Origin of the sequence: Halomonas sp. KM-1, assembly GCF_000246875.1 — a bacterium.
Taxonomy (GTDB): Bacteria; Pseudomonadota; Gammaproteobacteria; order Pseudomonadales; family Halomonadaceae; genus Halomonas; species Halomonas aerodenitrificans.
Genome location: NZ_BAEU01000065.1, coordinates 1 through 13,145, shown reverse-complemented (window position 1 = coordinate 13,145; position 13,145 = coordinate 1). Strand labels below are relative to the sequence as shown.

Below are 13,145 nucleotides of genomic sequence, written 5' to 3'. Positions count from 1 at the left end.
GCCGTGGTCGCGGTGCTCGCCGAGCCAGATGCCCTGCCAGGTGCCCAGCGCCAAGCGGCCGTCGCGCACCGCCAGGGTCAGTTGGGTGCCGAGCAGGCTGGCGCAGACGTGGGCGGGCATGTCGTCCGGCCCCTCCAGGGTGTGGCGGAAATAGGGCAGATCCCCCGGGATGCGTTCACGCAGGAAAGCGTCGAGATCGTGGCGCACGTCCGGATCGGCGTTTTCGTTGAGGGTCAGCGAGGCCGAGGTGTGCAGCAGCTGCAGATGCAGCAGGCCGACCTTCATCTCGCGCAGTTCGGCCAGCGCCCTGGTTATCTCGTCGGTGATCAAGTGAAAGCCGCGCGAGCGCGGCGCCAGGCGCAGTTCCTGCTGATGCCACATGGCGACTCTCCTCGTCGGTGGCTTGGACGGATGTTCGTCCATGCTAGCGGGTCTGTCGGCAAGGCCCAAATCAGCTGCAAAAAAAGGCGCGACCGAGGTCGCGCCTGAACGCCGCCAGCTCAGGCGACGAGAGAGCAATCTTTCAGCTGGCCAGATCGAGCACCACCCGGCCTTCGATCTTGCCTTCGTGAAGTCGCTGGAAGACGTCGTTGATGTTCTCCAATCGGTCGGTGCTCACCGTGGCCTTGACCTTGCCCTCGCCAGCGAAGTCGAGCGATTCCTGCAGGTCCTGACGGGTGCCGACGATGGAGCCACGCACAGTGATGCCATTGAGCACGGTCTCAAAGATCGGCAGCGGGAAGTCGCCGGGCGGCAGGCCGTTGAGTGAGATGGTGCCGCCGCGGCGCACCATGCCCTGGGCCTGCTCGAAGGCCTTGGGCGACACCGCCGTGACCAATACGCCATGGGCGCCACCGATGGCCTTCTTGAGATAGGCCACCGGGTCGGTCTTGGCGGCGTTGACCGTGACGCTGGCTCCCAGGCGCTCGGCCAGTGCCAGCTTGGCATCGTCGATGTCGACGGCGGCCACGTTGAGTCCCATGGCCTTGGCGTACTGCACTGCCATGTGACCCAGGCCGCCGATGCCCGAAATGACCACCCATTGGCCGGGGCGGGTGTCGGTGACCTTGAGCCCCTTGTAGACGGTGACGCCGGCGCACAGTACCGGGGCGATTTCGACGAAGCCGACGTTGTCCGGCAGGTGACCGGCGTAGTCCGCCACCGCCAGGGTGTAGTTGGCGAAGCCGCCGTTCACCGAATAGCCGGTGTTCTGCTGCGACTCGCACAGGGTTTCCCAGCCACCCAGGCAGTGCTCGCAGTGGCCGCAGGCGGAGTGCAGCCAGGGTACGCCGATGCGGTCGCCCTCTTTCAGGTGCTTGACCCCGGCGCCGATGGCGGCGACGTGACCCACTCCCTCGTGGCCGGGAATGAAAGGCGGGTTGGGCTTGACCGGCCAGTCGCCGTGGGCGGCGTGCAGGTCGGTATGGCACACGCCGGAAGCAGCGATCTTGACCAGCACCTCGCCGGGGCCGGGACGCGGCACCTCGACCTCTTCGATGGCCAGCGGTTCGCCGAACTTGCGCACCACGGCGGCTCTCATCGTCTTGTCCATAGCCTTGCTCTCCTTATCTCCTGTCGTGTCGGACGGCAGTTGCCGAGCGACGGAATCAACGCAATCGCCAGGGCCTGGAGTGGTGGGCCACTCTCGAAAAGAGGAAGGACGCCGCCCGACGGGGGGCGGGCGACGTGGTTCACGACATGCCGGCTCAGAAGAAGCCGAGCGGGTTGATGTCGTAGCTCACCAGCAGGTTCTTGGTCTGCTGGTAGTGCTCGAGCGCTACCTTGTGGGTCTCGCGGCCGACACCGGACTTCTTGTAGCCACCGAAGGCGGCGTGGGCCGGGTACTGGTGGTAGCAGTTGGTCCACACACGGCCGGCCTGAATGCCGCGGCCCATGCGGAAGGCGACGTTGATGTCGCGGCTCCACACGCCGGCGCCGAGGCCGAACTCGGTGTCGTTGGCGATGGCCAGGGCCTCGGCCTCGTCCTTGAAGGTGGTCACCGCCACCACCGGACCGAAGATCTCCTCCTGGAACACGCGCATCTTGTTGTTGCCCTTGAGCAGCGTCGGCTGGATGTAATAGCCCTTGTCGTAGGCCGGATCGAAGCTCTCCTTGTCGCCGCCGGTGAGGAACTCGGCGCCCTCTTCACGGGCGATGTCCATGTAGGACATGATCTTGTCGAACTGCTCCTGGGAGGCCTGAGCGCCGACCTGCACGTCGGTGTCCAGCGGGTTGCCGCGCTTGATCTTACCCACACGCTCCATGACCTTGGCCATGAAGGCGTCGTAGATGTCTTCCTGAATCAGCGCCCGCGACGGGCAGGTACACACCTCGCCCTGGTTGAAGAATGCCAGCACCAGGCCCTCGGCAGCCTTCTCGATGAACGCCGGCTCGGCGTCCATGATGTCGGCGAAGTAGATGTTGGGCGACTTGCCGCCCAGCTCCACGGTGGAGGGAATGATGTTGTCGGCGGCGCACTTGAGGATGTGCGCGCCCACCGGGGTGGAGCCGGTGAAGGCGATCTTGGCGATGCGCTTGCTGGTGGCCAGCGCCTGACCCGCTTCGGCGCCGTAGCCGTTGACCACGTTGACCACGCCCGGCGGCAGCAGGTCGCCGACCAACTTCATCAGCTCGAGTACCGAGGCCGGGGTCTGCTCGGCGGGCTTGAGCACTATGCAGTTGCCGGCGGCCAGCGCCGGAGCCAGCTTCCACACCGCCATCAGCAGCGGGAAGTTCCACGGGATGATCTGCCCCACCACGCCCAGCGGCTCGTGGAAGTGATAGGAGACGGTGTTGGCGTCGATGTCGGCGGCGGTACCCTCCTGAGCGCGGATACAGCCGGCGAAGTAACGGAAGTGGTCGACGGCCAGCGGCAGGTCGGCGTTCAGCGTCTCGCGCACCGCCTTGCCGTTGTCCCAGGTCTCGGCGACGGCGAGCTTCTCCAGGTTCTGCTCGATACGGTCGGCCATCTTGAGCAGGATGTTGCTGCGCTCGGCAGCGGAAGTCCGGCCCCAGGTGGGAGCGGCGGCATGGGCGGCATCCAGCGCCTTGTCGATGTCCTCGGCGGTGGAGCGCGGAATCTGGCAGAACACCTCGCCGTTGACCGGGCTGACGTTGTCGAAGTACTGGCCCTTGACCGGCGGCACGAACTCACCGTTGATGTAGTTGCCGTAGCGCTGTTCGAAGGTGATGACGGAACCGGACTGACCGGGATTGGCGTAGATCATGACGTGGCTCCTGCACATTGAGATTATTAGGGGCTCGATAAGGGTGGGCCTTCTCACGAACCTATTCCAAGCGTAGCGGGATCTTGAAAGGTAGCTATCGTGCCAAGGACCCACCCAATCGGTTCTTTAGTAGTAATTACAACAGGGGGAGGGAACACAAGCCTCCCGTTACGTCAACAACGGGGTAGAGATGCGTCAAACTGCGTGTCAGTTCGTATTTCACCGCACCTGATCTATGGCCTCGAAAAGCCAACACCCGCAGCGATTAGCGTCCCGCTGTCTCGAAGCTGACGGTCTCGAGCCAGGCACGTATGGCCCATAGCCCCTCTTGACTGACGTAATCCGACATCCGTGGCATCAGCACCCTGCCACCCCGCTCGGAGCCGTGTGTCACCAGCTCTTTGTACCACTCGTCGCCCCATGCGCCGTTTTCCAGCTCGCGTAGATCCGGAGCGATCCCCCCGGACTTGGCTTCCAGGCCATGACAGGCTGCGCAGTTCGCGTTGTATGCGGAAGCACCAACGTCGACAGCCAGCTCATGCTGCGGATGACCTGCACGGTAAGGGTTTTCGTCGAGCCACTCTTCGCCCAGGGACTCCAGGCCACGTGTATCGACCGGTTGCGGAGTCACATCGCCGTGAGAGAGGGCTTGTGCGGAAATCAGCAGGGTCAGAAAGCCACTGACCAGGGCAGTCGGCACACAGGATCTACGCGAAGCTGCATCCTGGTAGGCCTCATCAAATATCAGTCGGGGGAGCAATGACATTTTGTTATTCATGGGACGCCTCATCAAAGGAATACAAAATTACCCCTCGAAGACTAGGCATGGACCAGGCTGGCCGGAATGACGCCTTGGTGGGCAGCCGCCACCTCCTTGGTAGTAGTTCCAAGTCAGGAGCGATACCGGGACTAGAGTGCCGCACCGTATCGCTACGGGGCGCACTAGAGTGTCTTTCGACACGTCACTTATCGCTTCATGTGTTCGTGTGCTGTGTAGCTTGCGACTCATTACATGTCGGCAACTCATCCGACCCCTGCTCATTTCGAATGGAACTTCAGCATGATAAGAACAACGCCTTTCGCCAATGTCAGCATTCCGCCTGGAATCAAGCTTCTGACCGCCGCGGTCGCTAGTGTCTCGGCACTGGGCATTAGTGCCAGTGGCATAGCCAGTCCCGTCACCTGGGATGACATCCTCAACGACCACGATAATACCGAGACGGTGCTGATGTACGGCATGGGGGTGCATGCCCAGCGCTACAGCCCGCTGAGTCAGATCAATTCAGACAACGTGCACATGCTGTCGCCAGCCTGGTCGCACTCCTTCGGCGATGAGATGCAGCGTGGCCAGGAATCCCAGGCCCTGGTGCATGACGGCGTCATCTACGTGACCGGGTCCTACTCGCGGATCTTCGCGCTGGATGCCCGCACCGGCAAGCGGCTATGGTCCTACAATCACCGCCTGCCTAACGATATCCGTCCGTGCTGCGACGTGGTCAACCGAGGCGCCGCCATCTACGGCGACAAGGTTTTCTTCGGAACTCTCGATGCCGGCATCGTGGCCCTGAACAAAGACACCGGCGAAGTGGTCTGGCGGGAACGCTTCGGCAACCATCGCGCCGGCTACACCATGACCGGCGCGCCGACGATCATACAGGATCAGGAAACTGGCCGGGTGATGCTGATTCACGGCTCCTCGGGCAACGAGTTCGGGATCGTCGGTAAGCTGTTTGCCCGAGATGTGGATACCGGCGAGGAGATCTGGATGCGGCCCTTCGTGGAAGGGCATCTGGGCCGGCTCAATGGAGAGGAGAGCACCCCCAGCGGCGACCCCAGTGCACCCTCCTGGCCTGACGACCCCAGCCGTGAAACCGGCAAGGTCGAGGCCTGGAGCCAAGGTGGCGGCGCTCCCTGGCAGAGCGCCAGCTTCGATCCGGAGACCAACACCATCATCGTCGGCGCCGGCAACCCCGCGCCTTGGAACGGCTGGGCACGTACCTCACCAGACGGGCACCCCTCCGACTACGATAGTCTCTACACCTCGGCCCAGGTGGCCGTCGACCCCACCACCGGTGAGATCAAGTGGCACTATCAGCACACGCCCAATGATCACTGGGACTTTTCCGGCAACAACGAGATCGTGCTGTTCGACTATGAAGATGAAACCGGACAGCTGGTCAGGGCCGGCGCCCACGCCGACCGCAACGGGTTCTTCTACATCACCGATCGTACCAATGGCAACCTGCTCAACGCCTTCCCTTTCGTGGACAACATCACCTGGGCCACCCATATCGACCTCGAGACGGGCCGCCCGGTAGAGGTTGAGGGACAGCGGCCACCTCGCCTTGAGGAGGGGCAGACTCGCTCCGAAGCAGTGGAGATATCGCCCCCCTTCCTGGGCGGCAAGAACTGGAATCCCATGGCGTACAGTCAGGACACCGGACTCTTCTACGTCCCGGCCAACCACTGGATGGAGGACTACTGGACCGAGGAGGTGGAGTACAGCGAAGGGTCGGCCTATCTCGGTATGGGCTTTCGCATCAAACGCATGTATGACGACCACGTGGGCATCCTGCGCGCCATTGACCCACTGACCGGCAAGGTCGCCTGGGAGCACAAGGAGACATTGCCTCTGTGGGCCGGCGTAGTAGCGACTGCGGGCAATCTCATCTTTACCGGCACCGGAGACGGCTACTTCAAGGCCTTCGATGCCGAGAGCGGAGAGGAACTTTGGCGCTTCCAGGTGGGCACCGGAATCATCTCACCGCCCATCACCTGGGAAATGGACGGTGAGCAGTACATCGGTGTGACCACAGGCTACGGCGGTGCGGTACCGCTGTGGGGCGGCGACATGGCCGAGCTGACACGCACGGTCGCCCAGGGTGGCTCCTTCTGGGTCTTCAAGTTACCCGACTTCGCTCACGACCTGGCCACTAACTAAGGTCATTCGCCCTACCGGCCGCTCTAGGGCGGCCGGCTCTTTCTCGGAGGATCGTCATCATGTCTTATGCCTGCTTGAATCTTCGATACATACTTGTGATCGCCCTCGGTTCCCTGCCGTTCAGCCAACTTCTGCATGCCAACACCAACCTGGAAGACGACTTTTATCAGGCGCCAGTGCATGACGGCTGCGTGCTCGAGGAATATACCGAATGCGCCGGTGCCGATCTGCGCGGCGCCGATCTATCCAATCTTGACCTGCGCGGCGCAGATTTCTCCAGGGCCAATCTGGAAAATGCCGACCTGCGTCACGCCAACCTGCGCGGCGTGAACCTGGAAGGTGCCAATCTGCGCGGCGCCAACCTCAATCGTGCGCGCATGATCAATGCCAATGTGCGCGGTGCCGATCTGAGCCAGGCCAGCCTGGTCGGACTCGATAGCTGGAATCTATTCGGTCAGGGAGCCACTTTTGACGGCGCTGACCTGACCGGAGCCAACCTTGAGTTTGGCCGCCTGACAAAGGCCAGCTTCCGCAACGCCACCATGCGTGGCGCCAAGCTCGAGATGGCCTGGATGAACCGGGCTGACCTGAGCGGAGCGGATCTACGTGACGCCAACATGCAAGAGGCAAAACTCAGCATGTCGAGCCTCAACGATGCGGACTTGAGTGGTGCTCGCCTGCACTATGGTAACTTCCAACTGGTGCAGATGAGAGGCTGTATAGCCTGTCCCGTGGATTGGATGGACTGAATCATGCAGCTTGCCTCGACGCCACCGCCCGCCTCGATACCGACGAAGTGCGTGTACTGTTAAGACAGCTTGGCATGACTGACCGGCGGCACGACCGAAACACCGCTGGTGTTCTTCTGCCGCCGCAACTTCTGGCTGTCTTGAAACGCTGCACAACGGGCGCTGGCTCTGAGATATCGCCAGGTTTACCGGTACCCCTACGGCATTGATGGTTGGTGGGCGACAGGGTATAACCTAGTGAATCGCTGCCCAACCCCACTAAGCGCTTCCGCGCTTTTTTCCCTGCCATTACCCTCGATAGGGAATTTCCTGGCCGCTATCTTGAAGACAACCAAGGCCTCGACCATGTACAAGATTTTAATCGCCGACGATCATCCGCTGTTCCGCGAGGCCATCGCCCGGGTGGTCGGCGACGGCTTTCCCGGCAGCGAGCTGCTGGAAACGGCGGACCTCGACGCCACCCTCGCCGTGACCGCCGACGAGGAGGACCTGGACCTGATCCTGCTCGACCTCAACATGCCCGGCATGAGCGGCCTCACCGGCCTGCTGCAGCTGCGCAACGAGGCGCCCACCATTCCGGTGGCGATCATCTCCGCTGAGGAAGACAAGAACGTCATGCTGCAGGCGGTCTCCTGCGGGGCGGTGGGCTTTCTGACCAAGTCCTCGCCCAAGGAGCAGCTGATCAAGGCCATCGCCCAGATACTGGAGGGCAACATCTATCTGCCTTCGGAGATCATGCGTGCCAGTGCCGCCCGCGCCCATGAGCCCAACGAGCGCGGCATCAGCGCCGAACAGCTCGAAACCCTGACCCGCAAGCAGATCCAGGTGCTCGAGCGCATGACCCGTGGCGAATCCAACAAGATGATCGCCTACAACCTCAACATCGCCGAGACCACGGTCAAGGCCCACGTCTCGGCGATCCTACGCAAGCTCGGCGTCAGCAATCGGGTCCAGGCGATCCTCTCGGCCAGCGACATCGACTTCAGCCGCTACCTGCGCAAGCCCTGATCCGGGCACTCGACGAATTCGAGCGGGGTCTCCGCCAGCAGCTGCTGCAGCGTGGTTCTCAGCCGCAGCGGCTTGACCGGCTTGTTGAGCAGTTGGAAGCCCAGCTCGCGCACCCGCTGACGCAGCTCGCGGCTGTGATCGGCGGTTATCACCAGCACCGGCAACGGCACCTCACGTAGTTGATTGATGCGCTCCGCCAGCGCCACCCCGCTGCGCTCGTGGTCGAGGTGATAGTCGACCACCAGGGCGTCGGCCTCGCCGTCGGCCAGGCTCACCCGCGCGGCGAGACGCTCCTCGCTCTCAGCGACCACCACCTGGCAGCCCCAGCGTTCCAGCAGGTGGCGCATGGCCAGACAGATGGAAGGGTCGTTGTCCACCACCCACAGCCGCCGTCCGGCGAGTTCGCGACCGGCCACGCATCCTACTGGCTGGCGCCGCTCGCCGGCCTCGACGCGCTGGGCGTAGGGCAGCGTCACACCGAACAGGGTGCCGCGTCCGACCCGCGACTGCACCCGCACCGGCTGTTGCAGCATGCGCGTGATCTTGTCGACGATGGAGAGGCCGAGGCCCAGGCCGCGATCCCGCGCGTTGGCCGCCGCAGGCAGGCGGCGAAACTCCTGGAAGATCAGCTCGCGCTCCTCTTCGGCGATGCCGCAGCCGGTATCGAGCACCTGGATCTCGAGCCCCTCCCGACGCCGCCGACAGCCCAGCAGCAGGCGTCCGCGAGGGGTATAGCGCACGGCGTTGCTGAGCAGGTTGCGGATCACCCGGACGAGCAGCGAGATGTCGCTGCTGACCAGCGCCGACGACGGCACGTAGTGGAACTCCAGGCCCTCGCTGGCGGCCACCTGGCGATACTCCCGCGCCAGGCCGTCGAGCAGGTCGCGAATGGCGAAGGGTACTATCTCGGGGGTGATCACACCGGCGTCCAGCTTGGAGATGTCGACCAGAGTACCGAGCAGCGCCTCCACGTCCTTCAGCGAATGGCCCACCTGCTGGATCAGCTCCTGATTGGCCGGCGACATCTCCTGCTCCACCAGGGCGCCGACAAAGAGCCGGGCCGCATTGAGCGGCTGCAGCAGGTCGTGGCTCACCGCCGCCAGGAACTTGGTCTTGGAGAGGTTGGCCGCCTCGGCCTCGGTCTTGGCCTCGCGCAGCTGACCCTCGGCGGCCAGGCGCTCCTCGATCTCCTCGCGCAGCTGAGCGTTGACCCGGGTCAGCTCCGCGGTACGCTCCCGCACTCGCTGCTCGAGGTTCTGATAGGCATGATGCAGCGCCTCGGAGGTGCGCCGCTGCTCGGTGATGTCGCGGATCAACACGAAGAAGCCGATCACGCTGCCGTCGCTGTCGCGGTGCGGCACGTAGGCCCGCAGCAGCACCCGGTGCTCGCCCTCGGCATTCTGCTCGGGCAGTTCGAAGCTGATGCGCTCCCCCGCCAGCACCCGCTGCAGGTAGGGCATCAGGCGCGCGCAGTGCTCCGCCGAATGGAGGTCGCCGAGCGCCGAACCTAGCAGCAGGTCGTGGGGCCAGCCGTACCACTCCTCGTAAACCCGGTTGGTGAACACGTAGCGCAGCTCGCGATCCAGGTAGGCGATCATCGCCGGCACGTGGTCGGTGATGGTACGGATCCAGCGCTCCCGCTCGGCCAGCGCCTCGGCCTGGCGAATGCGCTCGGTGATGTCGGTGTAGGTCAGCACCTGGCCGCCGCCCGGCATGGGGTGGCCGCGCACCTCCACCACGCGGCCGTCGCTGAGCCGACGCTCGCAGGCGGCCAGCACGGCCTGCCCATCGGCGGGGTCGACCAACTCGCTGGCGCGACTCAGCTCGGTCAGCGCCAACGGCAGCGTCAGCCCTGCCAGACCGGTGAGCTGCGAGAAGCGCTGGTTGTGCATCTCCAGCTGGCCCTGAGGCGTAACCACGGCAACACCCTGGGAAAGGCTGTCCAGGGTGGCCTGCAGCAGGCGAGACTTCTGTGCCAGGGCATGCTCGCGCTCGGCGTGCTCATGGCGCTTGAGTTCGGTGATGTCGACGTAGAGGAACACCCTGCCGCCGCCGCGAATCGGCCGCTGGTTGACCTGCACCCAGCGCCCGTCGTGGAGCTGATAGACGGTGCGCCCCTGGCGCTGCTTGAGCTGCTCGCTGACCACCAGCCCAGAGCTCAGCGCCAGCCGGCGCAGCTCCTCCAGGGTCATGCCGGCGTGCACCTCGATGCCGGCAGGCCGCCAGAACTCGGCGAAGCGGCTGTTGTAGTGACGAATGCGCTGGTCGGCGCCGAACAGCACGAAGGCGTCGGTGATGCTCTCGATGGCATCGACCAGGTACTGGTTGGCCTGCTCGGCCCGCTCCCGCGCCTCGCCCAGCAGGCGGTTGCTGGCGCGCAGCTCATGTAGGGTCTGGTTGAGCGCTCGGGTTCGCTCGCGCACCTGCTCGGCCAGCAGGGCGGCATGCTCGAAGGCGGCATAGGGTGCGGTGCGCGGCAGGTTGCTCGACTCGACCCGCTCGATCAGCGCCGCATTGATGCGCTGCAGCTTGGCGACCTGGCGCTCCAGCTCGCGTTCGCGCTCAGTGGTCGCCACGGGAGCGTCCTATGTAGACCCCGCTGAAGGTCTGGTTGAGGTGCAGGCCGCTGTAGTGCTCGCCGTAGGTGTTGAAGCCGAGGATGCGGCGCTGGCGGTAGAACTCCCCGGCCGCCTGCTGCCGCCCCTCCTGCTCGAGCTCCAGGCGGCGCAGGAAGCAGTCGCAGCCGAGGATGCACTCCGCCGACCCCAGGCGCCCTTCGATGTCGGCGATTTCACGGTCGAGATCCGTCAGCAGATCGCTCGCCTGCATGGCCGTCAGCACGATGCCGGTCTCCACGGCGCAGTAGAAGCTCAGGCTGAGGTCGGGATTGACGCTCTGGATGGCGCGAACGTAGGTCTTGTCGTGGAGCCTCACGGCGAGCGGATGACGCGCGAACACCTCGGGGTTCAGTTCTTCCAGCGTACAGCCCACCAGTCGCGCGTACTCCAGAGCCGCCGGCTCGGCGTTGAGTTCCATTACCCGGCGCTGCTCCTGATCGGCCGCCGTGACCACCAGCTTCTCGCCGCTGGGGCGCAGGTGGTGAGTCGAGAACACTTCGAAATCCAGCGCGGTGTTGACCATCAGCACCACGGCGGCGCGGTCATGGAAGGCGCCCTCGCCGTACACGTGCGTGCCGGTGAGGCGGTTGTCGTCGCCGGCGCTGCCACCGAAGTGAGGAATCCCGGCCAGCACCGAGGTCAAGGTCAGCAGCACCTGCTCCTCGCAGGTCGAGAGCCCGTCGAGCAGGGTCATGGCGAAGGTGTGGCCCTTGAGCGGCGCCAGCCCCGAACGGGTGCAGTGTTCCATCAACTGATCGGTGATGCGCTGGGCGTCGAGCAGGTTGAAGCGGTCGAGATCGCGAATCAGCCGATAATCGAGGGCAAAGGCCCGGCGGTCGAAGCCCACCGCCACGATGGAGCCCCGTGAGTAGCCGACGCTGCCGAGCTCCCCGGCCGTGGTGCAACCGCACAGCTTGACGCCGCCCAGGTGCGCTTCCAGAGCCGTGGCCAGGGCCGGCAGATCGTGCTCGGCGGAACAGAAGAACAGCACGCCCTCGAGATCGGGATGCAGCAACCGGCTGGCCAGGTACTGAGCCGCCAGCTCGGGGTCCCTGGCGAAGGAGTGCGCCACGCGCAGGGGCTCATCCGGCAAAGCCTGGTCACGGTAATGCGACTTCGCTAATGGCAACATGGCACTCCTCGAGCAAGGCAGGGATCCTGCTTTCAGTCTAGGGCTTGATGCAAAGCAGCAACATAGGACTTGAGTGCCGGGGCACGCTCACACGGCTACGACCAAGGTTGTAGCTCCGCTCATCCCTTCTCTTGGCGCGCGATCAACTGACTGAGCACGGCACGCAGCTTGCCGGGTCGCAGCGGCTTGTGCAGCAGCGGAATACCGCACTCCGCCAGGGTGCGGCGCCAGGCCTCGGAGCGGTCGGCGGTGATCACCACCGCCGGCAGCTGCGGTTGCCGCCAGTGCCGCCGCAGCTTCTCCACCAGCCGGTCGCCGGTCTCTCCGGCATCGAGATGCAGGTCCACCAGCAGCACGTCGGGCGCCGCGAGCCGCTGCTCCTGTACCTCGTCGAAATCGTGGGCGGTGTCGCACCGCATGCCCCACTGCTCGAGCAGGGCCTGCATGCCCATCAGGATCCGGCTGTCGTTGTCCACCACCAGCATGCGCCGCCCCGTCAGCGGGCTGTCCGGCTGCGCGGCGGCTGGCGAAGCAGCCTGGGCAGGCGCCGGGCGGCAGATCGGCACCTGGACGGCAAAGCTCGAGCCGCGCCCCGGCGTCGAGTGCACCGACACCGCAAGCCCCAGTCGCTGGCAGATCCGCTCGACGATGGCCAGCCCCAGCCCCACCCCCTGGCGATTACGCGCCCGCTCGGCGTTGAGCTGGTGATACTCCTCGAAGATCGCCCGCAACTGATCCGGCGGAATGCCCGGCCCGCTGTCGTGCACCTCGATGGAAACGACGTCGCCGCGGCGACGCACGCCCAGCAGTACGCTGCCGGCGTCGGTGTAGCGGCAGGCATTGGAGAGCAGGTTGCGCAACACCCGCCCCAGCAGGCGGTGGTCACTGTCGACGTACAGGCTGCTCTCCACGCAGCGAAAGCGCAGCGCCTTGCGCTGGGCACGCGGCGCATATTCGGCCACCAGGCCGCACAGCATCTGCGCGAGCGGGAAGCACTCGCGCTGCGGCTGGATGCGCTCCTGATCGAGCCGGGCGATGTCGAGCAGGTCGGTGAGCAGCTCCTCGGCGCCCTCGAGGGAGAGATGGATGCTGTCGACCAGGCGCTGGGCGTCAGCGTCGAGGGCACGCTCGCGCAGAGTGGAAACCAGCAGCCGGGCCGCATTGAGCGGCTGCAACAAGTCGTGGCTGGCTGCCGCCAGGTAACGGTCCTTGCTGCGATTGGCCTCCTGGGCCAAGTCGCGGGCGGCGCGCAGTTGCTCCTCGATCTGGCGGCGCTCGGCCACCTCGCCGGCCAGATCGTCATTGAGCTGCTCGAGCCGCTGGGTGCGCTCGCGCACGCGGGCCTCGAGCCGCGCGTTGAGCGCCAGCAGCTCCTGGCGCGCGCGCTCGCGCTCGGTGATGTCGGCCACGAAGCCCTCGACCAGGATCTCGCCGCCCCGGTCCGGCTTGCGCAGCAGGGTCAGGGCCACC

At 64.9% G+C, this 13,145-nt stretch carries 10 protein-coding genes; 3 read left to right on the top strand and 7 right to left on the bottom strand.

Annotated elements, in window-relative coordinates; translation table 11 throughout:
• The 4 genes from B8115_RS06960 to pedF form a co-directional block, all read right to left on the bottom strand.
• Nucleotides 1–381: secondary thiamine-phosphate synthase enzyme YjbQ (locus B8115_RS06960; RefSeq protein WP_010627053.1), on the bottom strand; the 381-nt coding region annotated here is incomplete at its 3' end.
• A 142-nt stretch (nucleotides 382–523) separates the two neighbouring features.
• On the bottom strand, nucleotides 524–1,552 hold the full coding sequence (gene adhP, locus B8115_RS06955; protein ID WP_010627052.1) for an alcohol dehydrogenase AdhP: 1,029 nt from the start codon (nucleotides 1,550–1,552) through the stop codon (nucleotides 524–526).
• A 154-nt stretch (nucleotides 1,553–1,706) separates the two neighbouring features.
• Nucleotides 1,707–3,227: an aldehyde dehydrogenase family protein gene (locus tag B8115_RS06950; RefSeq protein WP_010627051.1), complete on the bottom strand. Its 1,521-nt coding sequence runs from the start codon at nucleotides 3,225–3,227 to the stop codon at nucleotides 1,707–1,709.
• 265 nt (nucleotides 3,228–3,492) lie between these two features.
• Nucleotides 3,493–3,927, bottom strand: a complete 435-nt coding sequence (gene pedF / locus B8115_RS06945) for a cytochrome c-550 PedF (protein WP_010627050.1) — start codon at nucleotides 3,925–3,927, stop codon at nucleotides 3,493–3,495.
• A gap of 360 nt (nucleotides 3,928–4,287) precedes the next feature.
• Between pedF and B8115_RS06940 the strand changes: the two genes are divergently transcribed.
• From B8115_RS06940 to B8115_RS06930, 3 genes are all read left to right on the top strand, one after another.
• Nucleotides 4,288–6,168 (top strand): PQQ-dependent methanol/ethanol family dehydrogenase, encoded by a 1,881-nt coding sequence (locus tag B8115_RS06940; protein WP_010627049.1) that lies wholly within the window; start codon nucleotides 4,288–4,290, stop codon nucleotides 6,166–6,168.
• Nucleotides 6,169–6,227: 59 nt separating this feature from the next.
• Nucleotides 6,228–6,917 carry a pentapeptide repeat-containing protein gene (locus B8115_RS06935; RefSeq protein WP_010627048.1) on the top strand — a complete coding sequence of 230 codons (690 nt, stop codon included), beginning with the start codon at nucleotides 6,228–6,230 and terminating at the stop codon, nucleotides 6,915–6,917.
• Nucleotides 6,918–7,262: 345 nt separating this feature from the next.
• A complete protein-coding gene (locus tag B8115_RS06930) occupies nucleotides 7,263–7,925 on the top strand; it encodes a response regulator transcription factor (RefSeq protein WP_010627047.1) in 663 nt (220 codons plus the stop codon).
• Here the strand turns inward: B8115_RS06930 and B8115_RS06925 are convergent.
• The 3 genes from B8115_RS06925 to B8115_RS06915 form a co-directional block, all read right to left on the bottom strand.
• Nucleotides 7,907–10,501 (bottom strand): PAS domain-containing hybrid sensor histidine kinase/response regulator, encoded by a 2,595-nt coding sequence (locus tag B8115_RS06925; protein WP_010627046.1) that lies wholly within the window; start codon nucleotides 10,499–10,501, stop codon nucleotides 7,907–7,909. The genes B8115_RS06930 and B8115_RS06925 overlap by 19 nt on opposite strands.
• Nucleotides 10,488–11,675 (bottom strand): nitric oxide-sensing protein NosP, encoded by a 1,188-nt coding sequence (gene nosP, locus B8115_RS06920; RefSeq protein ID WP_010627045.1) that lies wholly within the window; start codon nucleotides 11,673–11,675, stop codon nucleotides 10,488–10,490. Before nosP ends, B8115_RS06925 begins: the two co-directional genes overlap by 14 nt.
• Nucleotides 11,676–11,794: 119 nt before the next feature.
• Nucleotides 11,795–13,145: hybrid sensor histidine kinase/response regulator (locus tag B8115_RS06915; protein ID WP_035590369.1), on the bottom strand; the 1,351-nt coding region annotated here is incomplete at its 5' end.